The sequence below is a fragment of the Mucilaginibacter flavidus genome, from assembly GCF_024055575.1.
Classification (GTDB): domain Bacteria; phylum Bacteroidota; class Bacteroidia; order Sphingobacteriales; family Sphingobacteriaceae; genus Mucilaginibacter; species Mucilaginibacter flavidus.
This window is the reverse complement of the sequence record NZ_JAMXOE010000016.1, coordinates 112,161-137,846: the sequence shown is the minus strand read 5'-3', so window position 1 is coordinate 137,846 and position 25,686 is coordinate 112,161. Positions and strand designations below refer to the sequence as shown.

Sequence of the window (25,686 nt, the reverse complement as noted above, 5' to 3'; positions counted from 1 at the left end):
TTTTTTTATTTTAAGTAGTCAATTGGACATTAATATTTTTTATATTATCATCTACACTTTGACACCCTGAAATCAATACTATGGCAAACCGCTATGTTTAAAAATCATATCGTTAGTTATACATGCTCCCTTATAATCAAAATAAGGGAAAACAATAGCGCTAGTGTGCAGTTGTTATTAGACATTCCTCCAACCAATTAATATTATGGCTAAGAAAAACATTTCAGCAGCGGACAATAGGAAAATTGAAAACCTGGCGCCTGATACAGTAGATAGTAGCGGCGAATTTATGACTACTGATCAGGGTCTTAAAATCAATGATGATAATAATTCCTTAAAGTCAGGCGAGCGTGGCGCCACGTTGCTGGAGGATTTTATTCTTCGTGAAAAGATCACCCATTTCGATCATTAACGAATCCCGGAACGTATCGTACATGCCCGCGGTTCAGCTGCACATGGTTATTTCCAGGTTTATGAGTCAATGGCGAAATATACCAAAGCAGGTTTTTTACAGGACCCCTCGGTTAAAACCCCGGTGTTTACACGGTTTTCAACCGTTGCAGGATTCCGTGGTTCAACCGATCTTGCCAGAGACGTGAGGGGATTTGCTGTTAAGTTTTATACTGAAGAAGGCAATTATGACCTAGTCGGCAATAATATGCCAATATTTTTCATTCAGGACGCGATCAAATTTCCTGATCTGGTGCATGCGGTTAAACCCGAGCCGCATAATGAGATACCACAAGCGGGATCGGCCCATGATACCTTTTGGGATTTTATTTCACTGACCCCTGAATCTATGCACATGATCATGTGGGCCATGTCTGACCGGGCTATCCCTCGCAGTTTGCGTATGATGGAAGGCTTTGGCATACATACGTTCAGGTTCATTAACGCAGAAGGCAAATCCTGCTTTGTTAAATTTCACTGGAAGCCGTTGCTGGGCATGCACTCTGTAGCCTGGGATGAGGCTCAAAAAATATCAGGTAAGAATTCTGACTTTCACCGCCAGGACTTATATGAGGCCATTGACAGCGGGGCGTTTCCAGAATGGGAATTTGGTGTACAGATAGTAGCCGAAGAAGATGAACACCAATTTCCATTTGACCTGCTCGATCCGACTAAACTGATTCCTGAAGAATTAGTACCCGTAATTAAAATTGGTAAGATGACCCTAAACCGCAACCCGGATAATTTCTTTGCTGAAACAGAGCAGGTAGCATTTCACCCAGGGCATTTGGTGCCAGGTATAGATTTTACAAATGATCCGCTTTTGCAGGGCCGGTTGTTTTCTTACACCGATACGCAGTTATCCCGGTTAGGCAGCCCGAATTTTCATGAGATACCAATCAATCGTTCGATCAATACTGTGCATAATAACCAGCGCGACGGGCATATGCGTCAGCAAATCAATGTTGGTAAATCCAGCTATCACCCCAATTCTACCGGAGGTGGAAGTCCGATGCAGGCGAAAGTGGCTGAAGGTGGGTTCAGCTCTTATGAAGAGCGGATAGATGCCCGTAAAGTGCGCGCGCGCAGCAAGAGCTTTATGGATTTTTTCAGCCAGGCAACTCTATTCTACAACAGCCAATCTGAACCGGAACAAAACCATATGCGGGATGCGCTCCGTTTTGAGTTGGGCAAATTGCAAACACCAGTTATACGGGAGCGCATGGTGGGCTTATTAACCAAGGTAAGTAGCAAATTAGCTGCCGAAGTAGCCGAAGGATTAGGCATGGCTGTACCTGAACCAAAGGAACCGCTCAATCATAGCTATGGAGCTGATGCTAACCCTGCGGATTACCAGGATAAACCACAAAAACAAAATATAGATAAATCCCCGGCTTTAAGCATGGCAAATACATCAAAAGATACCATCAAAACCCGAAAGATCGCCATATTGGCGACGGATGGCGTTGATGGTCATTCTTTAAGCACCGTTAAAGCGGAATTAGAAGCAGAAGGCGCGCAAACAAAGATCATCGCGCCACATGGAGGCGCCATTAAGAATGCGAAAGGCATTGCGGTAAAGGTATATATGAGTTTTCTGACTGCTGCCTCCGTTTTATTTGACGCGGTTTACATTCCGGCAGGTGCAAAAGGGTTGCTGGACAATGCAGACGCCATTCATTTTATCAACGAAGCCTATCGCCATTGCAAGGCTATTGCAGCAGATGGAGACGGCCTGGATTTATTGAATGAAACCTATGTCGGCAGCAAACTTAAAAAAGGAAAAGGGCCGGCCACCACTGGAGTTATAACCGGAAATGGTTCAATAGCAAAAGAATTTATCCACGCAATTGCCCAGCACCGTTTTTGGGAACGGGAGAAAAACGATAAAGTGCCCGCATGATCGATATAAATGAACTGATCATTCCTGCAGCGCGAAAAGGCAATCTGGAAGTGTTGCAGGAACTGATCACCCAAAAGGCTGATGTAGACAAGCGTGATGAAAAAGGATATTCACCGTTAATCATCGCTTGCTATAATAACCAGTTTGCGGCTGCAAAATTATTGCTGGAATCCGGGGCTGATGTAAACGCGGCAGATAGCGGTGGTAATACTGCTTTGATGGGGGTATCATTCAAAGGATATCAGGATATAGCCAAATTATTAATTGAACATGGCGCAGATCTGAATAAGCAACATGGTAATGGCGGAACTGCTTTGATGTTTGCTGCAATGTTTGGCCGGAATGTACTATTGGAACTGTTACTTAATGAGGGCGCAGATAAAAATATCTTGGAAAAAGATGGGCTTTCGGCCAACGATCTCGCGATAATCCAAGGTAATAATGAGGCGATCAAGCTATTATCGTTATAACGATTTTATCGATAAAACATTGGCAATATATTTTAGTCAGGACTACCACATCAGGAATTGTCAGTCACTGGCATCACTCATCATCTTTTTTAATGTACTGGTCAGCAAAGGCTTTGCTATTTTACTATGAGGATTGGCCAGGTCCTTTTTAAAAAAATACCAACCGGCAGAAAAGCAGCGCATAAAAAAATCAGGATGCCCAATATCCATGCCAAGGTCTTAATTGCTTTTATTTTGCTTTCATGCTCCATAACTATATAATACCCATATCGTTTTAACAGGACATGATTTGTTTGGTCCGTTTAGAACTAACAGGTTATACTTACAATAATTTTCTTAGCTATTTTTTATTTGAACTATTGAAGCTATTTATCCTATCCTTCTATAGACAAAGCATTTATATTATCGGGTATATTTTTACAATGGAGCCGAAAATATATCATTAGCGCATTTAAACAATTATGGCAAGTAAAAAACGGATAAAATATATCAGGAGTCCTTTTTCATTTTAAGTAATACCATTTCACTGCTAAAGCCCGGCCCCATAGCCAGCATCAATCCATATCCATCTTCATACCCGATGGTCATAAATTTCTCCAGTACATATAAAACAGTCACGCTGGACATATTACCATTTTCATTCATGACCTCCCGTGTTTTTTCCAGGAAATCGCCTTCAACCTGTAGCGCATCTTTATAAGCATCTAATACCTTTTTACCCCCCGGATGGAAAATGAAATTTTTAATATCCTTTAATTCCAGGTTTTGTTTAGCTAAAAATCCGATGACATCTTCTTTTATATGTTCATTAATAAAAGTTGGGATATCTTTGGAGAACAAAACTTTGAAACCGGTATCCTGGAAATCCCAGCCCATTACTTCCAGCGAGTCATAATACAGCTTACTGCTGGATGCCTGATAGGTTATTTCATTTTTAGTTCCATGATTATCGCCTTTAATAATGCAGGCAGCTATCCCGTCGGAAAACAAACTTGAACCTATAAAATTACTTTTACTATAATCACTTTTTATAAGTGTCAATGAACAAAGCTCTACAGCGACCAGCAATACCACAGCATCAGGGTTGGCGATAGCTAAAGTATTGGCTTTAGCCATTCCTGAAACACCTCCGCCGCAACCCAGGCCCCAAATCGGTATCCGGTTAATATTAGGGCTTAATCTTAGTTTATTAATAATCAGGGCATCCATGCTCGGTGTGGCAAGCCCGGTTGTCGAAACAAACAGGATGTCGGTAATATCTTCTTTACTGATCTTTGCTTTTTGTACGCAATCTTCAATAGCCTGTACAGAAAATGTTAAAGCGGTACTGATATATTCATTATTACGTTCCTCAAAAGTATTTGCACTGGCGTAATATGAGAGCGGTTTGCATAAATTCCGGTATTTGATTTCTGTATTATCAAAAGCAAAAATCAGGCGGTCTACTTCCGGGAAATTAACCAAAAACATATCCCTGGCCTGTTTTTTGACTTCTTGCTGGTCGGTTTTGTAAGGAAGATCTATTTTTGAAACTGCTGCAATAAATGGCATATATGTTTATTTATATTTACATATCCATTTACGTGCCAGTTTCTATTTTTTGTCATTGTTGGGTGTGACTCAATATTTTTTATTTGAGCTGTATATGAAAAATTAATTGGCTAAGTTTCGCACATAACATGCGGGATGTGTTTGCAAATTATGATCCTTACGGCATTTCATTAATATTAAAATCCCCGCCCGTTTAGGCGTCTTTCGTTTGAACGGGCATCGGCTCCTTACAACGAAGAGAGCTACTTTGGATAAAAAAAGCACATGAAAGCAAAGTTCTCATGCGCGTTTAAATATCAATAAAGGAAATATCCTTTCCTGGTTTTGTAGGTAGACAATTGCCGCTTCCTAAATATTTAAGTATCCGCTCCACGGTTTAATTGTGCGATAGTTGAATTATTTTTCAATCTTTTTAAATGCAGTTTGTTTTTGAGGCTATTAAGAGAATAATAATCCAGTAAAGTTCTATTTCACCTTCCAGTTTTAAGTTTTGCAATATCTGCAATAGCGAAAGATGTTCTTTAATTATCCAGAATTTAGTTGTTTGTAATAGTGAGATATTAATGCCTATCGCAAAGCAATAGATATTCAAAACCAGCAATATTGCTAATAATGTATTTCCTTTTGAGATGGATACATTCATAAACCGGCTAATCAAATACATTATTGACACCAATAATATACCTGATAGCAGGTAAATAAACTGGGTTTGGTTAAATGATTCGGTTTTGGAAAAAGCATAACCAAAGAAAAACTCACTTCCCTGACTGCCTTTTAGTATCTTAAAAGCACCCTCTGTTTTCACCAAAGATCATCAAACCATAAGAAAACAGGGGGTGTTCTTCCGGGCGGGCGTAGCCCGCCGCCGGGCAATTTTCAAATTAAGGGGGATCGCTCTCAATGCCATTAAGTTAAGCTCATATTGCTCGTTTATAATTAGTTAGTGCCTGATATTTACTTCTTGCTTTGACTGTTATCCGCTGATGAGCATATTTCCGGCCGGGCCTAACGGGTTCAATATGCTGTATAAATAAAACTTCCAAATGTTGTAATATCTTTTCAGGATTGGAGACGATAAACAAGTCTACAATCCTGTTTTTCATCATTCCAAAGGCAATATTTCGATTGATTTTATACTGGTGTTTTCTATCTTGGCTGATCCTAATTAGCTGGCTTTCACATGGCTTTCCTATAATCTCCTGTAGGTTTGACAGGAAGAAGGTGATATAAAAATCCTGCATAATGGTAGTAACCTTTTGCCCGCTGAAAGCTTCCAGTTGTAACTGATTTTTAATCGTGTCGTACTTGGTTTCTATCCCACAGCGCTTAAAATATAATTCCTTAAATACATTATGGGGGTAATCTGTTTTGTTAAACAAGTTTGTGGCTATAAAGGCTTAGCTTACATTGATGCTTACAAGGTTAACGCTTTACAAAGAACAAAAAGTATTTTAATGTCGGTCGCACCCTCTCCATCAATGGCTTTTGCCGTCAGCAGGTTAAGGCAATAGAAGCCATACTACTTCAAAAAATTGGCGAATAGTAGTGGACTTATTGATGAGTAACCGGACCAACCAAGAGACGATATAACAAGGTGACAATGCCTGCCATATTCATCGTATGGTCCGTCACTAGCTGGTCAATGGCGCTTTGCGGCATAAAGGGAGCAAATGCTTCTGCGGGATCCTGTACTATGCTAATCCCCCCGTTGTGACGAGTAGCTTCTAAACCAGCAGTACCATCGGCATTTGCGCCTGATAAAAGGATCGTTATTAAACCGGAACCGTAGGCCTCTGCCGCAGTTTGCATTGTAACATCAATGCTGGGCCTGGAAAATTGCACTTTTTCAGAATGATCTAAGGAAAAAGAATAATTTTTTTCGATGAGTAGATGATAATCAGCCGGTGCGAGATAAACTATTCCCGGCGTAATGACGTCCTTATCTTCCGCTTCCTTTACTAGTAAGGTTGTCTTATGGCTAAGTAATGCTGTTAGGGTAGAATCACGGTCATTTCTACGGTGCAGTACAATCACGATAGGAGTCGGGAAATCCGGACATAATTGTTCTAAAATATAAATAATGCCAGGCAGACCCCCTGCAGAGCCACCAATCACCACACATTGCTTGCTTATTGCATTTTCCGCCATATCTTTTCGGTGTCCACCTGCCTGAACCGGGAAACCATCGGCGACATCTTGAGCGTTTCCTTGCTGCCAAGCGCCAGGTAACCCAGTTTATCCAGGCTTTCATCAAACAAAGCAAAAACCCTGCCCTGTAAATCCTTTTCAAAATAAATCAATACATTGCGGCAAAGGATAAGCTGGAACTGGTTAAAGGAACTTTCAGAAACCAGGTTGTGCGTAGAAAAAACCATACGCTTTTTCAGGATTTCATTAAACAGTACATGATCGTAGCCGGCTATATAATATTGGCTGAACTCTTCTCTTCCACCCGCCAGTTGATAATTTTCCGAATTCTGCTGCATTTGGTGGATTGGAAAAATACCGGCTGCGGCTTTTTTTACCACTTCGGCGTTGATGTCAGTGGCGTATAAGATCGATTTGTGTAATAAGTTAGCCTCTTTCAGCAAAATGGCTGTGGAATACACCTCCTCACCCGTAGAACAGCCCGCATGCCAGATGCGTATAAAGGGATAGGTAGCCAGTACCGGAAATATCTGTGTTTTAAGGGCCTGGTAAAAAAGCGGGTCCCGGAACATTTCGGTCACGTTTACGGTCAGCTGTTCAATAAAACGGTTAAAGTAATTTTCATCAGAACGGATCCTGTAACGGAATTCCGCAAAACTCGGAAAGTGGTCCAGTGTATATAGGCGGTTGATCCGGCGCTTTAGGGACGCTTTGGCATACGCTGTAAAATCATAGCCGTAAACATACAACAGGTCGGTTAACAATAAGTTGATCTGCTGGTCACTAACCGCTGCTTCCATGACGTTATAAATATTGTTTTAATAGGTCCAGCAGCATCTCCACATTTATCGGCTTGGAAACATAAGCATTGGCTCCCGCCGCAAGACATTTTTCCCGGTCACCGCGCATGGCCTGCGCCGTAACGGCAACAATGGGCAAGGCCGACCTGCCCTGAACTTTCCGGATGTCGGCTACCGTCGCATAGCCGTCCCGATCAGGCATCATCATATCCAGAAGCACAATGCCGATGTCCGGATTCTCTCGTAACAAGTTTATACCGGTTTTTACTTCCGTAGCTGAAAGGCAAGCGTAACCTTTGGTTCGCAAGACCAGGCTCAGCGCAAAAATGTTCCGGCTGTCGTCGTCTATGATCAGAATGGGTACTGTTTTATTTTCCACCACTTTCGCCAATTATTTTTTGTTAAATAACCATACCTGTAACAGGGAAGTCAGCTGATCAATATCAACCGGTTTAGAAATATAATCAGAGGCCCCGGCTGCAATACATTTCTCCCGGTCACCAAGCATCGCCTTAGCCGTTTCGGCAATAATCGGCAAATCCTTAAATCGGGGATGTCGCCGTATCCGCGCAGTGCTTTCATAACCATCCATTTCTGGCATCATCATATCCATCAGCACAATAGCAATTTCAGGGTGCAGTTCCAGTTGTTCCAGTGCTTCCTTGCCGTCAGTAGCGGAAATCACCCGCATGCCGTGCTTTTCCAGTGATTTGGTCATGGAAAAGATGTTGCGTACATCATCGTCCGCGATCAATACCGTTTTATTCTTTAGTACATCATTAGTTAGCCCGAATTTCATCCGCCTGCCGTTACCGTTGTTTTGCTTTTGATCTTCAATAAGGTGCAGGAATAGCGTGACTTCATCGAGGATGCGTTGGTAAGAGTGGGCGGTTTTTACCACGATAGTATCGGCGTATCGGCGGATACGGCTTTCCTCCCCTGTTGATAAATGCTTGCCGGTAAAAACAATAATTGGCAGGTCTTCCAGGCCGGGGTTCTGTTTAATCGTGTCCAGCGTTGCGTAGGCATTTTTATCAGGGATGCCCATGTCCATGATTACGCAATCCACTTCCTTCTTTTTCAAGGCATCCACACTCTCGTCAATACTTTGGGCTACCACTGAAGACACATTGAAAGTTTCCAGGAAATAGGCCAGTGCCTGAGCATGACGGGCATTTTCTTCAACGATCAGCACCTTTTTTGAATTTTTGTTCCATACCTCTTCCAGTTTCTGGAACATCTGCTTCATATGTTCCATGGCAATCGGCTTGTTGATAAAATCGACCGCGCCCTTCATCCGGCTTTCCCGTCTGGCTTCCACTGAGGACATGATATGCACAGGAATGTGCCTGGTGGCACTATTACCTTTCAGTTCTTCCATAACTTCCCAGCCATCCTTAACAGGTAACTGGATATCCAGTAAAATAGCCACCGGCTGATATTGCTGTGCCAGCGTGATGCCATGATCACCACGAACGGCCACAATGCCTTTATATCCCCTTTTGCGCGTAAAGCCCAGCAAGGCTTTGGCAAATGCCGTATCATCTTCAATAATCAACGTTATTTTATCGCCGCTTTGCAGGTTATGCCGGTCGTCTGCGATGTCCTCTGGAATATGTGGAACTACATATTTGCCTGGTACTTTGTTTTGTGAAGCTGGTTCTGCAGGTTCATTTTCCTGTTGCCGTGATGGTGCCTGTATTGTCGGCAGGCGGGCCTTGCTGTCAAGTGGCAGCGTAAGCACAAATTCACTGCCCTCACCCGGTTCACTGGTCAGGGTTATTTCTCCACCCAGCAAGCGGGCCAGTTCCCGGCTGATCGAGAGTCCGAGACCCGTTCCGCCAAACTTCCGCTTGGTGGAGCCGTCTGCCTGCTGGAAGGCATCGAATACCAGGCCAAGTTTTTCTTTGGCTATACCGATCCCAGTATCCGAAACCGCAAACTCCAGCACATCGGCGGCATCTGCCGGTTGGCGGATTTCCAATTTTACCCGGCCTTCACTGGTAAATTTTAGCGCATTGGAAAGCAGGTTTTTCAGTATCTGTTCCAGCCGCATCAGGTCAGTCTCTACTTGCATGATCCCGGTAAGCTGATTTTCGATTTGTAAATCCAGTTTCTTCTTTTTAGCTACCGGCGCAAAAAGGGTTCGCAGGTTATTCAGTAACTTGTCAATAGATATTTGCTGGTATTCGAGTTCCATTTTGCCTGCCTCTATTTTGGACAGGTCGAGCAATTCATCGATCAGGTCAAGCAATCCGTTACCAGAACTCAGGATGACTCCGGCAGATTCTACTTGTTCAGGGTTGAGGTTCTGATCGCTGTTTTCAAATAAATAACGCGAAAGCAACAGGATCGAGTTTAAGGGTGTGCGCAGTTCATGCGACATATTAGCCATAAACTCGGATTTATACCGGGTGCTTTGCTCCAGCTTTTCGGCTGTATGCTGAATTTCCTGATTACGCTTATTGATTATCCGGTTTCTTTCTTCGAGTTCCAGGTTCGTCTGCTGTAGTTCTTCCTGCTGTACCCGGAGCTCTTCATCCGAGGTTTGCAGTTTTTGGGTATGCGCTTCCAGTTCCGTATTCAGGTTCTCCAAGTCATTGTGCTGTGCCTGCAACTCTTCAGACTGTGCCTGAGTTTCTTCCAGTAGTTCCTGCAGGCGTTTGTGGTTTTGGGCGCTGTTCAAAGTGATGCCAATATTTTCCGAAACATTTTTCAGGAACGCCAGCATGCTCTCCGGGTAAGGGTGGATGGATGCAAGTTCAATAATACCTTTAACCTGGTTTTCGTAGCGCACCGGCACGACCAGGATGTGCTGCGGCCGAATATTGCCGGTTGCGTGACTGACCGTAATGTCATTGTCATTAATCCCCTTCAGCCATATTTCCTGGTTGGTTAATGCAGACTGCCCGACCAGACCTTCTCCCATAGCGATCTTTTCCTGTGCACCGTGTAAGGCAAAACCACTTTGCAGCCACAGGGCATTATTATCCAGCACATAAAGTGCGCCTACCTGGCTTGCGGTAAAGGCTACCACAAAGCCTAGGATATCCCCCGATAACACTGACAGCTCTTTTTCGCCGATCATCTGGTCGTTTAAACGGGCAGTGCCGGTTTGCATCCATTCATTATCCGATAAGCGGTTAAAAGATTCCTCCAGTGATTCAGCCATTTTATTCAGTGCCTGGGCAATGCTGCCGAGACCATCTTTCTCATGGACGTCCACCCGCACGCGGTAGTCGCCGTCGGAGATCTGATCGGTGATATGCTGAATGATCTCAATACGCCTTGTGGTCTCTGCGTCCTTATCTTCAAGTTCTTGCTGTAAACGGGCTCTTGCCGTCACATCACCAGTCACTTTAAAATAGGAAAATATGGAAACGGCAATTGCCAATATCGCGGCGAACACAATGGTCAGCGGAGTAAATGTGCTGAATTTATTTAACGTTGCGGTCCTTACAGTCAGTAAGCCTTCCTCCTCGGTTTCTGCCCGGTTAACCGCTTTTCGTAAGTCATCCATAACCAGTTTTCCGGGCTGCATATCGTCAATAGTAATGACCTTTCCGGCCTTCTTTTTATCTATTAACCGCTGTAAGATATCTAGTCTTTTAAGAATATTTTCCTTAATCCGGTCGAGGTTAACTTGCTGCCTGGCATTATCGCGCGTCATATTCTGGACTTTATCCACCATGTTCATGGCACTGCCACGCGAGCCAGTGTAGGGTTCTAAAAACACCTCCTGACCTGTAATCAAATATCCACGCTGGCCGGTCTCCGCGTCTTTCATAGTAGATATGATATTTTCCAGATTGGATACCACCTGGCTGCTATGATCTGCCAGGTGGGAGCTTTCCAGCAGATTCTGGATACTGACATAGGAAGCTATGGAGCTGATGATCAGCAAAAGCAGGGAAAAGCCAAAGCCAATTTGTAGGTTACGGCTCAAAGTTGTTCTCATGGGGCGATGGCTATCAGGTTGATGGTTAATTCAGTTCGGCAATTATCGGCGTTAAAGGGATACAGAAATAAAAGGTGGAACCTTTGTCGGTTTCGCTTTCCACGCCATAGGTACCCTGATGGCGTTTAATGATCTCTGCACAGATAAAAAGTCCTATACCGAGGCCTTGGAAACGGTTGGAAGTTTCTTCCACGCGGTAAAATTTCTCAAAAAGATGCAGCTTCCTGTCAGCGGAAATACCAATCCCGTGATCAGTCACGCTGATTTGTAATTGCTTTTCCGGTAACAGCAGAACTTCCACCGTTACCTCATCACTTTGGGGGGCATATTTTATCGCGTTGCTCAGGTAATTAAGGAGCACCTGCTCTAAACGGTTCTCATCACCGTATATGCGAAGACCCGATAAATCCGGCCCACAAGTTTGTATTTTTTTGTTGGGATAAGACTGGTAGATATTATCAATAGCGTTTTCAAGGAAGGGTGCTACCTCAAAATACTGGTAATTGAAGTTTAATTTACCCGATTCGATCTTGGTGGTGTCGAGCAGGTCAGCCACCAGGTTATTTAATTTATCCACCTGTTTAGATGAGCGTTCCAGGAACATTTGTGCTTGATCGATCCGCTGTTTTTTCAGGGAGATTTCCGCCAGTTGCAGATAGCCTTTAACGGAGGTTAGCGGCGTTTTCAACTCATGGCTGGCAATACTGATAAATTCGTCCTTCTTGCTCTCTGCCAGCTTGCTCCGCTCGATCTCTGTCTGCAATGATTGCTGGACCTGATTTAGTAAGATAAAAGTCCGGATCTTTAAGACCAGGATATCCGTATCAAAGGGTTTGACCAGGTAATCCCGGCCGCCCGAGGCATAACCCTTGATGATAAACTTCTTGCTTACATTGACAGCAGATAAAAAAATGATCGGTATATCTGCGGTTTTGCTATAGCCACTAATCGCTTCGGCTACCTCAAAGCCATCCATTCCCGGCATCTGCACATCCAGAATAATAAGTTCATAGATATTCTTCAATACCTTCCTTAAAGCTTCTTCGCCGGAAAGCGCTGTATCTGTTTGGAAGCCCCGGTTATCAAGTGTTTTGCTTAAGGCGATTAAATTCTCGGGTTTGTCGTCAACGATCAGGATCATGTCTTATTCATGGAAAAAAGCAAGGGCTAAGGTAGGCTAATCAATTGGGTTTAAGTTTTATATTTTTCAAGTCGGCCAGTTTATAAATTGATTACGCTTGCAGATGGTGCATAGAACTTGATCTGTTACCCTTCGGTGATATTGAGGATGATAAAAGAGAGATCAAATTATATGATCCGAAATTATTCACCATCAACATGCCAGGCTTTAAAGAAGCATACCCATTTGCCGAAGAAATTGATCTTGGTAAGGCCGGAAGCCTGAAAATTTGTAGTCTGGAGGGGTTAGTATTGCTAAAGCTTGTGGCTTATGGGGACAAACCATCAAGGACAAAAGACATTACAGATATTGACCATATACTCCGCTATTTTTTTGAGATTAACCAAGATAGCGTTTATGATGACCATTTCGATATTATGGAAATCTACAATACTGAGGATAGAGATTATCTACCCTTAGTTGGGGCACGGGTAATTGGCAGGAAATTAAATTTATAGAATTATGTATTTAGTTCACATTTGATCATTTTGTAATTTACGGGTTTCGCCTCGGTCATTTTGCTAATAAGTTTATCAAAAATCGAGTTCATAAAACCTCGTCTGTTAAAACGGAAATGGTATTCGTCCAAATATTGTTGTAAGCGATGTGTTTCACATTTGTGATGCACGCCTCTTAGCCAGCTCTTGATATTCATAATATGAATATGTAATTGGGGAAAGCCCGCCCCTTTATCACTTTTTTCTTTTGTTATGCTCCAATCCTTTCCCAGCGGCCAGTATCCTCGCCACCCGTCTGTTTTTATTGATGCCTGTGGCGCGATATGCTCATCAAATATTTTTTTGAGACTATCAGCTGATGCATCATCTATTACCCGACATTAGGCCCTTCCAATCGTTATTTTACCCTTCTTATCCTTCACCTTCTCAATAGCTAACACAACTAGATCCTTGCTGCCGTGGGTTCTGCCGCGCTCACCCTCAGAAAATCCGCCTAGCAAGAACTCATCTACCTCTACAGCGCCCGATAAAGGGTGCTTACCACTGCTTTTCATCGCTTCCTGTATTTTCGCCTTCCAAAGCCAGGCGCTCCGCTGCTGACACCCAAATTCTTTAGACAGTTCACAGCTTGACATCCCTTTTTTCCGAACCGAAACACGGAAAGCCATCTCAAATGCCTTCAGCAGGCCTAATTTACACTTATGAAATAAAGTCCCGGCTGTTGCCGATGCATCATAACCGCATTTCTTACAACGCAGATAATTCCATTTCCTGCCTTTACCATATTGATTGCCCTGACATTTTAAACAAGAGTAGCCGCCAGCTAACTTCTTGTCTAAAATATACTTGAGACAATCCTGCTCTGTTTTAAACTTTTCCCTAAATTCGTTAATACTTATTCCGCTAAACATATAACTGATTTAGCTTAAATATACTAATTAAATCATTGATTATCAATATATTAATTGCTAAAATACTTTGCGAACTAAATACATAATCTTATAAATTTAATTATCCAAGAGGACAAAGCATTAAGAACTCGGATAAATAACACACTTATCAAAAGGCCGACAAACCTTTGGCAGGCGTTGTTAGTGTTACCCACCAGTCTTTTTCAATGGCTTTTGTTCCTATACCACTGGCAAGTGCTGCTTGGTCAATACTTGTTTTCCTTTATGCGTCCGTTAATTTTAACCAACCTATCATAGCTTATATCAATTTGATTAAGTAGTCATTTATTTTAGCAGGTGCAAGCTGTAGATCTTCTTTTAACACCTTTGGGTCTTCTTTTAATAGCAATTCTTTTATTCTCATTTCTGTTTTGCTGTCAATATTCTTCGTGCCCAATTCTTCGAGGACTTGCACAATTAAGCTGCTGTATTGGCCTTTCATTGCCAGCTTTTTCGGTGTGGTAGCTTTAAACTTGATCAGCGTTTTTCCTATCTTAATTTCTTTGGCTGTCCCGCTGGTTAAATAAACTAATTTCGTTGGCACCTGCGTGGTTAAGCCCAACTTATGCAGTGCATACGCGCCAGCCGGTTTAATCTGTATCTTCTCCTTTTTAGCAATAGCATATGCTATATCTTCCGGCGCAGGCGCTATTTTACCAAAAACAGGGTCAGTTTTTGGCATCAGGTAGATGCCATGCCCCAACCGCTCAATGACACCTTCCTTATTTAGCCTGGTTAAAGACATTTTTATAGCACCCTCTGTACCTAAGCCGCGGAAATCGGTCGGAAATATCAAATCTCCTTTCCGGCGACGCCTAATGACTTGTTCTATTTGTCCGTGTGCAGAAATCATTGTTACTTATTTTTAAGTAAAGGTAACGGAATTAATATGAATTTTGTTACAAATAATTTTAAAAAAGTAACACAATGGCTTCTGTTTAACCAAATGATTTATCCCGGATTAATTCATAGATGGGTTGGTATTTGGTGAAATTATTAAGACAGGTCTGCACAATGTTGTTTTCCGCTAATGCACCGTCATCCAGGTTGTAATCCCTCCCAATTATAAAATAATAATAGCGCCAATTATCGTTTGCCCTTCTTTGGCCAGCTCATGCGTATGAAGTCCGATCAAGCTGTTAAAGTGAAGTTTGCGCGGATCAGTTTCCTCCGCCTGGGGTTTGGCCAGCCCTACGATCTCATCGACTTTACGGTCGTCCAGGGCCAGCAGTTCGCTAAAGCTTAAGCCGTTTTGATTTAACTTACCAAGGTACTTAATTTTTAATATGATCCAAGTTGGCCAAGTACTTACGGTCTCTTAAATAAATATGTCCTTATAAAACTTAATGGATATCCCTTTATGCTTGAACGGTTTGTTGATATTTTTTTTCTAATGGGTCTAAAATTTGAATAAGCTAAAACCTAAATAACAGTCTTTTTTTCAGAAAAAAAGCAATAGTTCAATTGCTCAAGTCTTTCGGCTCGTCGGGCGGTAAGGATGATGGTAGCACCTTCTGTAGCTAAAGCCAATGCACTTGCTTTACCAATACCGGCACTTGCACCGGTAATAATAGCCACTTTGCCGATTAATTTTCCTGCCATAATTTTTTATCGTTTATATTTTTAATATTGTTTTGAGCTGGAAATATACCGATTTATAATCGATTAAAAACAGATTGAAAGTTACCGTTGACCGGTTTTGATCAAGCAAATCGTTCTATATCAAAAGTGTTGTATGTGAAGCTAAATAAAAAAGCACAGCATTTTTAACTGTAATTTTTAAAAGTTCCATCTCTTTTAGACTCGATTTACTTAGGTAAATTGTTTTAATTTGTAACCTTAACACATTATAAAGATGCGAACCAATAAAACTACTCTAATCACTTTAGCTGTATTAGCGACACTATCATTTTGTTTTCTGAATATAAAAGCGGAAACCCGGTTTAAAAAAACAAGGTACTATTATGAGATCAAAGTATATCATTTAAAAACCCAGGATCAGATCAATAAAACTGAACAATATTTAAAAACAGCTTACTTACCGGCTTTACATAGAATTGGTATAAGTAAAGTCGGTGTTTTTAAAGCATTAGATAATGATACAACCTCAGATAAGCGGATATATGTTTTCATACCGTCTGCTTCAATTGAAGCTTTCTCAAAAATAGATGAACAATTATTTAATGATGGCCAACTTAAAAGTGATGGTGCAACTTACCTAAATGCAGCTTATAATGAGGCCCCATACGAGCGCATAGAAACTATTTTATTAAAGGCATTTACAGACAGACCCCAATTTTCAACACCATTGCTTACATCCCCACTTACTGGAAGAGTTTATGAACTGCGTAGCTACGAAAGCGCTACAGATTATTTATATCGCCAAAAAGTAAAAATGTTTAACGCCGGTAAGGAAGTAGATATTTTCACAAAGCTTAATTTTAACCCTGTTTTTTACGGAGAAGTAATAGCAGGCGGCCGAATGCCCAATTTAATGTACATGACGACTTTTAATAATAAAGCCGACCGAGATGAACATTGGAAACAGTTTGGAGATGGCGCAGATTGGAAACAACTTTCTTCGTTACCTGAATATCAGCACACCATATCAAAAGCTGATATTACGTTTTTGAGACCAACCGAATATTCGGATTTTTAGAAAGTAGGTTTTAATCGTTCAATTTATGTTTGCCAGTTGACGGCTTGCATTCCACGATCACTTCATTAAACATGATAACCCCCTGTTAATCCCGATGGCTTGCATCTCCCGCAGATTGATTGTCTAAAGAAAAAGTTGCCTATAGAGCGATTGTATTAAAATAAAAGATGTTTATGCCAAAGCCGAGGGAATTCCAAACACACTCTGCATGGGGCTGTAGCTGAATTCACCACTTTTTAACCGAAGTCCAGGCTTTGGTTGGCTGAGGCGCTCTCCAACTCAAGTCAACGACATACTGTGCCGTAACTGGACCCCTTAAACGCGGTAATATTGCTGGAAAAATTCCTTATGGCTTAGACGGGTGATATTTTTAAACTTACATTGACAGCACAACCAGGAATACTTAATAAAACGGAAAACATCTATAAAGGACAGTTTTTTACAAAAAATTGGGTTTAAAGTTTTGGTTTATCTTCATTTATAAAATTATATATCATGATTTTATGCCTCAATACTTTTTAATATTATTTAAAAAGTATAATTTGCAGACTGATATTCCTTCTATAAACCCTTTAGAAACCCTTATGAAAAAATTATCCTTACTGTTAAGTTGTTGTTTTATCAGTCTTTTTTCTGTTGCTCAAAAAGTCTCGAATAACCCGGCAATCATTCCGGAGCCTGTTAGCGTTATCACCAGGCCAGGCGATTTCATTCTTCCGCAAAACATCCTTATCAAGGCCGGTAGTGCTGAACAGGTTAGTTTGGTTAGTGATGATTGCAATGCAACTTTTGGTAAAAATGAAAATGACCTAATAACTGGCTTGGGATTATAAGAACAATAGCAGGGACTAAAGGCAAAAAAGGAGTTCCTGAATACAGGTCGGTCAGTGAGCAGGTGATCGCTAAAATGGTTGATTTCTTTAAGGTTTACGGAACTAAAATTGCTTTTAATGATGCGTCTGCGTTTACCTTTAATAAAACTACCGGCGAAGCAAAATTTGAATATCAAAAAGGGCCTTTTACTCCAATCAAAGTTTATAAAGCTTTCTTAAAAATGGCGCTTTCGTTTGTTGATGATAGAGAAGGGACTCAATATGCATCGGCTTTCGACTTTCTACTGGGGACGGATGATAACGAAGGATTTAAAATGTTTGCCAAAATCATTTGCCAGGAGCTTCCCGCCATGCACCAGGTATAGGCCCTGTGCTATTTTCTTTGAAAGAATAAATGAAGATGTCAGTTTTCCGAAGCATTTTTTTTCGTTGTACTATGAAAATATTATTTATAGCTCCCGATACCTTTCAATTTGAATGATTTACGCAATAGGAAGGATAAAAAAAATGAATTTCAGGTCATTTATCCAACGCCTATTTTATTTGTTCAGCCGGAAATTGACGCCTGCTTCGCTAATCATTTTAAAAACCTTGGATTTAGTGACCGGCGAAAAAATGAAAAAGGAACCGTGTATTTTAAAACTTCCCTGGCCGACTATGACAATACAGTTGCCTGTGACCCCAAAACCGGCGAGGTTACTCCGGCAGATATGAAATCAGTAAAAGTTGCCGGTTTGTATTTTGTTCCGAAAGGAACAATCATTGAGACCGGAAATAAATCCAAATTGCCTTAATTCTTAATTACCGACGTGCCTATCCGTTTGCATAACGCTACGCATTTCGTAGCTGTTCGCGAATTAAAAATAACAATTGCAAATTCCATGTTTAATACTATATTTGAATAACACTACACAATCCGTAGTAAAATGCAAACCAAATTAACTAATATACAGGGTCTTTCATACAACTATTTGGAAGACTATATCACTGAGATAAGGTCCAAAGGAAGCTTATCAGGCAATTGTTTTCGGTGAAGAAATAGAAAAGAAGGTAGAAAGTTACCACAGTACTTTAAAGTTGGAGAAAAGCATCGATTTTCCGTTGTGGTTGTATGCCTCAGCGGTACACGTTGAACTTGAATCATTGCGCAGGGGGCTGCATAAAATGGTATTGATTCACCATAACCGTGAAGAATTGAAGAAATGCCGAGATTTTATTTTGGACAGCGTGACCCAAAATATTGAGGTTTCTTTATTTTTAGATAAACCCAATGATCGCCTGTTAGAAGCGACAAATCTCATCAAGCACAACTTAGCCGATATATTTAACAGGTTGGATCTTTGGTTAAACTCATCCACTGTTTCATCACCTGAATATCACATTGCTGAAATGGGTAAGAAGTAGATTCAAAACGTATCGAGGCCGGAAACTGAAATCACTACACTGGCTGCGATGCCAAGTGAAATCAAAGCCGGAGCTGTTCGCTCACTGGTCTCATGGCTTCACACCCGGAATTGCTTGTAAATAAGAAAAGCCGTGTAAATGGAGATGTTTAAGCACGGTTTTATGAGAAGCTCAGGTGAAATTCCTGGGCTTACTCGACAGAAGAAAACGTGTGGGAATGTGGAAAACTCCTTCAGTTTCCCACATTCCCACACGACAAACAAACAACAACAAATTGTATTTTATTAAAAACAAATAGCTAACTTTTACGCATTCCCTGTCCTAACATTGGGGAGTACCATACAGATATGACTTTTAAAAATGTTTTAACTAAAAGCCTAACATTAGGCCCATAATAATTTTGACCCAAAAAACCTTTGCTACAGCCTGTATATTAATCCTACTTACAAGTGCTGTATATGCTCAAACCAAATACTATCAATTTGTAGATCCGCTTATTGGAACGGAAGGACAAGGAAACGTGATCGTTGGCCCATCTTGCCCTTTTGGGATGATCAAGCCCGGTCCGGACAATGCAAAAAATGCAAATAATGGTTATAATGCTGACTTATCCCTCCCAATATTCGGTTTTAGTCAAGTGCATGTTAGCGGTACTGGTGGCGGTGCGAAGTATGGGAATATTTCGGTAATGCCATTTAACGGTGCGTTGAATAGGATCAAACAAACTTCTACTGGACAAAGCGAAGTGGCTGCCCTTGGGTACTATTCCGTACTGCTGAAAAAAGGTAATATCCTAACTGAAATAACTACCTCAGATAAAGTGGCTATCTATAGGTTTACCTATAATAAAATTGGTGCCAATGCTGTAAAACTAGATGCAGGTGAATTTTTTAACGAAGGATTTAGCACAGATGCACATGAGGCCCAGTTCTTTGTGGGTTCAGAAATAAAAGTATTGTCAGATCGGGAAGTTTGCGGCTACAACAGGATTAGAGGGGGCTGGAATGCCGGAGGGGTTTATACAGTGTATTTCCATGCAATATTTGACCAGCCATTCTTTGGTTTTAAAACGTGGAAGGCAAATAAATTATACCCCAACCAAAAAGCTCAGTTTGATTCTGGAGAAAAAACTGGCGTACTATTGTCTTTTAAGTCATTGAGGTCACGTAAACTTCAGATGAAAATCGGTATATCATTTATTAGTACCGATAAGGCAGACGAAAATATAGCGAACGAAATACCGGGATGGAAATTTAAAACGGTGTTAAAGCAAACTCAAATGAAATGGGAGCAACTGTTAAGCAGGATCGAAATTGACAAACAGACCTCAAGAAGCTACAAGCGAATGTTTTATACAAGCTTGTACCATAGCATGCTAATGCCTGTCGACCGAACTGGTGAAAATCCTTCCTGGAAATCAACACTACCTTATTATGACGATTTTTATGCCATTTGGGACACTTATCGATCTTCTCACCCATTGTTAACGTTGGTTGATCCTAATAGGGAGGTAAATATTGTAAATTCTTTATTGAATATTTACCAGCATGAGGGCTATATGCCAGATGCACGCAGCGGCAATTCAAACGGTCGCACTCAATGCGGTTCAAATGCAGAAGTTCTGATTGCAGATGCTTATGTAAAAGGTTTAAAAGGAATTGACTATGAATTGGCACTGAAAGCAATGCTTAAAGATGCGGACGTTCCCCCGGGAGGCAATGAAGAACAACAAGGTCGTGGTGGACTGTACGATTATAAAAACCTGGGTTATGTTTCTTCTGCCTATCCACGAGCTGGCACGAGAACAGTAGAATATGCTTTTGATGATTACTGTATTGCAGTCGTCGCAAAAGGTATGGGTAAGACGGCAGAATTTGACAGGTTTTCGAAACAGGCTGGTAACTGGAAAAATTTGTGGCGTTATTACACTGATCATGGAGCGACGGGATTTATTATGCCCAAAAATGAGGAGGGCCATTGGGTTGATTCCATAAAATGCACAGTGCCGCCTTACCGTAATATCGCTGTCACCCCAACCTACATAAACTCAGGCCAGTGCGAAGATTGGTGGTCAGGCTTTATCTATGAGTCCAATCCTTGGGAGTATTCACTGTCAATCCCGCACGATGTGGCCGGTTTAATTAAACTCAGTGGCGGGAAACAGCCTTTTCAAACAAGATTAGATACTTTCTTTTTTAAACATTTTTATAACGTCGGAAATGAACCGGCTTTTTTAACACCTATGCTATATCACTGGATAGGTAAGCCTGAACTCAGTTCTGAACGGATTTTAAATATTATCCAAGATAACTATAGCGATTTGAGAAACGGTATTCCGGGTAATGATGACTCCGGTGCGATGTCCTCGTGGCTGGCATTTCATATGTTGGGCATTTATCCAAACGCAGGCCAGTCTTATTATCTAATTCATACACCTCTATTGGCTGAAAGCATACTACATTTATCAAGTGGTAAAGATTTTAAGATTAAAGCTAAGAATTTATCTAAAATAAATCGATATATTAAAGGGGCAAAGATAAACGGTGTAACCCTTGCCCGTGACTGGCTAGAACATTCGGAAATTGAAAGTGGCGGAATACTTGAGTTGGAAATGAGCAACAAGCCATCTGCTTGGGGAAGCGGATCGTTTCCTCCTTCCATGCAATTTAAATAATTAATTAAGTTCAAAAGCGAAGAATCTTTTATAGGGTGATATTAGTAAAGTTTATATATTTCAGCGAGTCAAAACAATTACAACCTTTTAGTGATAATTAGTGATAAACAGCGCGTAGTGCGGAAATAAAAAAAGAATTATTGATCGTATAAACTATAACTCTATCCATGAAGAAAATATTATTATTTATTATCATTTTAATGCCAGGATTTGTTAGTGCTCAGTCGTACCAGGTTGGAAAATTAAAAGTAGAAATAGAAGGGACGGATGCGAAATTTGTGCGCCAAGTGAAGATCTTTAAAATAGCTCCCGGCATTAACGAATTAGAAGTCACATTGACCGGCATTAAAAAAGCAATACCATTACCAATTATATTCCATTTTAAACAGCCGTCTGTTGATATCCAAAGTTACCTCTGTCCATACGGGGCAAATGAAGACTCAAAGACAACTTCCTTATATGCTTATGGGATTTCTCGCTTGATGTTTTGCAGCTAAGACTATTTTTACCTCGGCGATGATGGATCAACCCAGCATAACTTTTTTGAACAGTAATAGTCAGAATCGTCTTACTGTTGCTGCATCAGAACTCGTATATCCTATAACTTTCAAGGTCGGTGAAAACGAGGTCGGCGATGTTGGTTTTGATACCCGTGTTAGCCTGTTTGAGTATCCCACAACAGCCATTACCTCATACAGGGTTAAAATAAGGTTAGATAGCAAGGATATTAACTACAATGTGACCCAGAGGGATCTTTTAAAGTTCTGGCAAACTGAAAACAACCTTTCATTTGCCCACATACCTGAAAAGGCACAAAGCCCTTTTATTGTACTTGGTACGCATTGAAAGCTGAGGGTGTTAATGCCGCCAATTCGGCGCTGTTGCTGGTTTTTGACCCGAAAGTAATGCATTTTCTTTTTCCTGACTGAAAAAAAATTGATCCACAAATTGTATAACCATCAAACTGACTTAAACTCTTCGCCGATAAATTTTAAGATACAATTTTACGAAGGGCGTTTTTTAACATTATGTTAAGCAAAAAAAGTAGAAAATTCAAAGGTTGAATAGGTCAATAATTTGCGATGACGACAAACCATCTCACTAATAGATATTTACATTCCGTTTATCAATTCTTATGGATGAGCTAATCGCCTTAAATCCCTTATGAAAAAGTTCGAAATGCTTCCCCTATGGGCTACCAGAAAATAAAAAATCTCAAGTCGAAAGATTTGGACCTTTTATCTTGAAGTTAATTGCCAGATTTATTTCATTTCAGAAATTTGCTAATGCGATCATTTAAAAATTTCTCATCCGCAGGGCTGCTGCCTGCACCGGCGGTATGCCCCCATAGAGAGGGAATTGGCAACAACACAACACCGGGTATGTAAGCGGCCTCAAATTGCGCATCACCTACCGGGAAATAAAGGTCAGTTGCCGAGGGCATGTACAAGATAGGCGTTTTAATAGAGGCTAGCGCTTTGGTCACGTCGCCGTTAAAACCCGGTGTCGCGCCCACGTCATGGTGCTCCCAGGTGCGCATTTGTAAGATCAGGTCGTTCGCATCGGCACCGGGGATAAAGTTTTTCCTGTAATCATTCAGCACCTGTTCGAGGGTCAGGTTTGGCTTTGCCGGATCGCGCCACAGTTCTTTTCTCCACCATTCCTGCGAATAGAGCCATCCTGTCCATACCACTGCAAAGGCCTCTATCCCTTTTTGAGGTTCCGTTTTATAATCGCCATTCTGGAATGCGTCATCGGCTGTTAAAGCTGCTATCTGCCCCTCCAAGCGCACCATGCCATGCCCATAAGTCTTAGCAGTACCCGAGGTGGCGACAATATGATCGCAAAACTGCGGGTAACTCACTGCCCATTGGAATGCCTGCTGTGCCCCCATCTAAAAACCGATGAGCGCGCGTAAATGGGTTATTTTTAATTCTTCGGTTAAAAGGCGGTGCACCGCTTCCACATTATCGCGTATGGTCATTACCGGGAAACGCGGGCCATGGTAAGGTTCGGGCGTATTACTGGGCGAAGAAGATCGCCCGTTCCCAAAAAGCTCGCTTGCGACCAGGAAAAGTTTGCTGGTATCCAACGCCTTGCCCGGCCCTATCAGCCACTCATAACCGTGATAGTCGGCCATATAATGCGAGGGCAGTAACACCACGTTATCATGCTTGGCATTCAGATGACCGTAAGTGCCATAAATAATTTGCGCCTGTGGTAATACAATACCACTTTCGGTTTTAAAATTATTTATAACATACTCATGCTTGACTGCCCCGTCAGTATGATTGCCTTGCGCGAATAACCTATGGGATATAAAAAGTAACAGGAACAACTTCTTCATGTATTTTTAAGGAGATTTTTTTGGTAATAAATTATCGTGAACTTAAGAAATATATTCAATTAAACCGAGTCCCACCCGCAAGATTTGAGGCCTTTTTTAATGTTTGAATAGTGCGGTGAAAACACCGACTATAGGCCGAATTAACTTTCTATTTTTGGAAAGTCCCCTGACTGGGCTTGAATCATCTAAATAATAGAAGATAAAAGCCTGATGCTTTCTGCCAAGCGGTTCGACTTTAGTCCTGTTGGGGCTACTTCTTAAGGTCAAAAGCATCCAGTCGGAAGATTTGAGTTTTTTTGTTTTCGTTAATTTAAGCCCAGGCGGCAGGCGTGCGGAAGCGTGGAGGATTGTTATTCACTTAGCCCGGTCTTCGTAGATGCCGATCATAAGGAGCCATGCTCCTGAAATGAGGAAGGCGAATAAAACAATGATTGCAACAGCTGCGATGTTAAGCCCTGAGCTTTATCCAAGAATAAGGAAAATTGCGCCGATAACTTCAGCGAGATAGCAAATTACCACCAGTTCATTTTTAGGCATAAATAACCTTCAAGCAAAGCTTGAACACGCACGGTTTTATTGATTAAAGCAAGCTTGTAAACTCCAATATTTTGTATCAAATTAACCCGATATTAAGTGTTCGAGATTGGTTGAACTTAGGATTTCGAATAAAAGGGAGCATGGATGATTAATACAATAAAATGGATTATATAGTTTAACGTCAGTAGTTTAAGATAATCAAAGTTCGATAAAATAACTATGCTCAGCCTTCGAAAGTTGTCGGTCAGTAAGTCTAAACTTTACGATAAAAAAGCCAAATCAGGAATAAAAACTTCTCCTTTACTCAGTAGCCTGACCGTCCGCATCACCCCGGAACGTTTGATGGTTATTTTACCATCAGCATTACAGTCATAGTCTAACGTTACAGTTAGTTCGCCTGACGGGTGCTCGATAGATAACTTTTTAATATCTGAATCGGGAGCTGTTATAACACGGTGAACAACATTACCCTGAGAAACACAGGCAGTTGCAACCGAGATTGCCGCAAGTACCCCAATGGCTTCATGGCAAACATGCGGTATAAACATCCGCGTATTTATTAACCCATTCGATTGCGGGGCGGATATAAGGCACATTTTGGGTATTGTTTTTGATTTAACGTCTCCAAGGTTCATAATTGGGCCAATTTTTAACCTGATGTCTTCGAGTTGTTCTTTTAAGCTTTCGTTCCTGTCTAAATCAGAATTGGATTCGTACCCAGTTATCCCAAAGTCACTGGCAACCAGAAGGACTACCGGCATCCCATTGTCTATGCAGGTTAATTTTATCCCGTTTATTTCGTCTATTATGTTCCCTGTTGGATATAATGACCCACAAGTAGAACCTTCGATCTCTAAATAATTGCAGATTACCGGCGCAGCGGTGCCGGGTACACCGTCAACCTTTGCATTGCCGGCATACTCAACCTTAAAATTTGGTGTCTCCACCAATATTTCGCAAATACCCCCTGTATTCAGCATATTTACACGGGCGGTGGTAAGGCCGTCCTGAGCAGGTATCATACCGGACTCTATAGCAAAAGGAACTACACCTGCCAGAATATTACCGCAGGTTTGCACCGTCGAAACTTTGCCCTTACCAATTTCAACCTGCAAAAAAAGGTATTCAAGGTCAGCGTCCTTTAATTTCGAGGGACTAATAACAGCGACCTTGCTCGTCAAAGAATACCCGCCTCCCAGGCCGTCAATTTGCCTTGGGTCGCCACACCCGACACCTTCCATAGCGGCTATTAAAACCCTGTTACGTAATGCTTGATCGTCCGGGAGGTCCCGTGCTTCAAAAAACAGCCCTTTGGAGCTACCGCCCCTGAGTTGCATATAAGGTATAGCAGTTTGCATATTTGT

General features: G+C 41.4%; 23 protein-coding genes and 2 pseudogenes. 11 read left to right on the top strand and 14 right to left on the bottom strand.

Going from position 1 to position 25,686, the window contains the following annotated elements:
* Positions 1 to 205 precede the first annotated feature (205 nt).
* Together NAF19_RS21135 and NAF19_RS21130 are read left to right on the top strand one after the other, a co-directional pair.
* Positions 206 to 2,353, top strand: a pseudogene (locus tag NAF19_RS21135) (catalase).
* A complete protein-coding gene (locus NAF19_RS21130; RefSeq protein WP_252792328.1) occupies positions 2,350 to 2,823 on the top strand; it encodes an ankyrin repeat domain-containing protein in 474 nt (157 codons plus the stop codon). Before NAF19_RS21135 ends, NAF19_RS21130 begins: the two are co-directional and overlap by 4 nt.
* Positions 2,824 to 3,312: 489 nt before the next feature.
* Here the strand turns inward: NAF19_RS21130 and NAF19_RS21125 are convergent, their stop codons facing one another.
* From NAF19_RS21125 to NAF19_RS21090, 8 genes are all read right to left on the bottom strand, one after another.
* Positions 3,313 to 4,374: a type III polyketide synthase gene (locus NAF19_RS21125; protein WP_252792327.1), complete on the bottom strand. Its 1,062-nt coding sequence runs from the start codon at positions 4,372 to 4,374 to the stop codon at positions 3,313 to 3,315.
* A gap of 412 nt (positions 4,375 to 4,786) precedes the next feature.
* Positions 4,787 to 5,179, bottom strand: a complete 393-nt coding sequence (locus NAF19_RS21120; RefSeq protein ID WP_252792326.1) for a hypothetical protein — start codon at positions 5,177 to 5,179, stop codon at positions 4,787 to 4,789.
* Between the two features lie 112 nt (positions 5,180 to 5,291).
* Positions 5,292 to 5,753, bottom strand: coding sequence for a hypothetical protein (locus NAF19_RS21115; protein WP_252792325.1), 462 nt, complete (start codon positions 5,751 to 5,753; stop codon positions 5,292 to 5,294).
* Between the two features lie 172 nt (positions 5,754 to 5,925).
* A complete protein-coding gene (locus tag NAF19_RS21110; RefSeq protein WP_252792324.1) occupies positions 5,926 to 6,522 on the bottom strand; it encodes a chemotaxis protein CheB in 597 nt (198 codons plus the stop codon).
* Positions 6,504 to 7,322, bottom strand: a complete 819-nt coding sequence (locus NAF19_RS21105) for a CheR family methyltransferase (RefSeq protein WP_252792323.1) — start codon at positions 7,320 to 7,322, stop codon at positions 6,504 to 6,506. Before NAF19_RS21105 ends, NAF19_RS21110 begins: the two co-directional genes overlap by 19 nt.
* Positions 7,323 to 7,326: 4 nt before the next feature.
* Positions 7,327 to 7,704 carry a response regulator gene (locus NAF19_RS21100; RefSeq protein WP_370362908.1) on the bottom strand — a complete coding sequence of 126 codons (378 nt, stop codon included), beginning with the start codon at positions 7,702 to 7,704 and terminating at the stop codon, positions 7,327 to 7,329.
* A gap of 9 nt (positions 7,705 to 7,713) precedes the next feature.
* A complete protein-coding gene (locus NAF19_RS21095; protein WP_252792321.1) occupies positions 7,714 to 11,280 on the bottom strand; it encodes a response regulator in 3,567 nt (1,188 codons plus the stop codon).
* A 25-nt stretch (positions 11,281 to 11,305) separates the two neighbouring features.
* A complete protein-coding gene (locus NAF19_RS21090) occupies positions 11,306 to 12,421 on the bottom strand; it encodes a sensor histidine kinase (protein WP_252792320.1) in 1,116 nt (371 codons plus the stop codon).
* Positions 12,422 to 12,618: 197 nt separating this feature from the next.
* Here NAF19_RS21090 and NAF19_RS21085 point away from each other — a divergent pair, with 197 nt between their 5' ends.
* The gene (locus tag NAF19_RS21085; RefSeq protein WP_252792319.1) at positions 12,619 to 12,918 is read left to right on the top strand and encodes a hypothetical protein; all 300 of its coding nucleotides are present in this window, start codon (positions 12,619 to 12,621) and stop codon (positions 12,916 to 12,918) included.
* Positions 12,919 to 12,920: 2 nt separating this feature from the next.
* Here NAF19_RS21085 and NAF19_RS30830 read toward each other — a convergent pair.
* From NAF19_RS30830 to NAF19_RS21065, 3 genes and pseudogenes are all read right to left on the bottom strand, one after another.
* Positions 12,921 to 13,829: pseudogene (locus NAF19_RS30830) on the bottom strand (IS1595 family transposase).
* Between the two features lie 298 nt (positions 13,830 to 14,127).
* A complete protein-coding gene (locus tag NAF19_RS21070) occupies positions 14,128 to 14,721 on the bottom strand; it encodes a DUF6088 family protein (RefSeq protein ID WP_252792317.1) in 594 nt (197 codons plus the stop codon).
* Positions 14,722 to 15,290: 569 nt separating this feature from the next.
* Positions 15,291 to 15,470, bottom strand: a complete 180-nt coding sequence (locus NAF19_RS21065; RefSeq protein ID WP_305884794.1) for an SDR family NAD(P)-dependent oxidoreductase — start codon at positions 15,468 to 15,470, stop codon at positions 15,291 to 15,293.
* Positions 15,471 to 15,723: 253 nt separating this feature from the next.
* Here NAF19_RS21065 and NAF19_RS21060 point away from each other — a divergent pair, with 253 nt between their 5' ends.
* From NAF19_RS21060 to NAF19_RS21025, 8 genes are all read left to right on the top strand, one after another.
* Positions 15,724 to 16,527, top strand: a complete 804-nt coding sequence (locus NAF19_RS21060) for an NIPSNAP family protein (protein WP_252792316.1) — start codon at positions 15,724 to 15,726, stop codon at positions 16,525 to 16,527.
* A gap of 503 nt (positions 16,528 to 17,030) precedes the next feature.
* Positions 17,031 to 17,360, top strand: coding sequence for a beta-N-acetylhexosaminidase family protein (locus tag NAF19_RS21055; protein ID WP_252792315.1), 330 nt, complete (start codon positions 17,031 to 17,033; stop codon positions 17,358 to 17,360).
* Between the two features lie 74 nt (positions 17,361 to 17,434).
* Positions 17,435 to 17,725: a hypothetical protein gene (locus NAF19_RS21050; protein WP_252792314.1), complete on the top strand. Its 291-nt coding sequence runs from the start codon at positions 17,435 to 17,437 to the stop codon at positions 17,723 to 17,725.
* Between the two features lie 108 nt (positions 17,726 to 17,833).
* On the top strand, positions 17,834 to 18,154 hold the full coding sequence (locus tag NAF19_RS21045) for a DUF4346 domain-containing protein (protein WP_252792313.1): 321 nt from the start codon (positions 17,834 to 17,836) through the stop codon (positions 18,152 to 18,154).
* 283 nt (positions 18,155 to 18,437) lie between these two features.
* Positions 18,438 to 18,764, top strand: a complete 327-nt coding sequence (locus NAF19_RS21040) for a hypothetical protein (protein ID WP_252792312.1) — start codon at positions 18,438 to 18,440, stop codon at positions 18,762 to 18,764.
* 400 nt (positions 18,765 to 19,164) lie between these two features.
* The gene (locus tag NAF19_RS21035; RefSeq protein WP_252792311.1) at positions 19,165 to 21,438 is read left to right on the top strand and encodes a GH92 family glycosyl hydrolase; all 2,274 of its coding nucleotides are present in this window, start codon (positions 19,165 to 19,167) and stop codon (positions 21,436 to 21,438) included.
* Between the two features lie 167 nt (positions 21,439 to 21,605).
* Complete coding sequence (locus tag NAF19_RS21030; RefSeq protein WP_252792310.1) at positions 21,606 to 21,935, top strand: hypothetical protein; 330 nt, start codon at positions 21,606 to 21,608, stop codon at positions 21,933 to 21,935.
* A gap of 19 nt (positions 21,936 to 21,954) precedes the next feature.
* Complete coding sequence (locus tag NAF19_RS21025) at positions 21,955 to 22,284, top strand: hypothetical protein (protein ID WP_252792309.1); 330 nt, start codon at positions 21,955 to 21,957, stop codon at positions 22,282 to 22,284.
* Positions 22,285 to 22,705: 421 nt separating this feature from the next.
* Here the strand turns inward: NAF19_RS21025 and NAF19_RS21020 are convergent, their stop codons facing one another.
* The 3 genes from NAF19_RS21020 to NAF19_RS21010 all read right to left on the bottom strand — a co-directional run bounded on the left by NAF19_RS21020 (position 22,706) and on the right by NAF19_RS21010 (position 25,680).
* Complete coding sequence (locus tag NAF19_RS21020; protein ID WP_252792308.1) at positions 22,706 to 23,332, bottom strand: alpha/beta hydrolase family protein; 627 nt, start codon at positions 23,330 to 23,332, stop codon at positions 22,706 to 22,708.
* Positions 23,333 to 23,785, bottom strand: a complete 453-nt coding sequence (locus NAF19_RS21015; protein ID WP_252792307.1) for an alpha/beta hydrolase family protein — start codon at positions 23,783 to 23,785, stop codon at positions 23,333 to 23,335.
* Positions 23,786 to 24,582: 797 nt separating this feature from the next.
* Complete coding sequence (locus NAF19_RS21010) at positions 24,583 to 25,680, bottom strand: 4-oxalomesaconate tautomerase (protein ID WP_252792306.1); 1,098 nt, start codon at positions 25,678 to 25,680, stop codon at positions 24,583 to 24,585.
* Between the last annotated feature and the right edge of the window lie 6 nt (positions 25,681 to 25,686).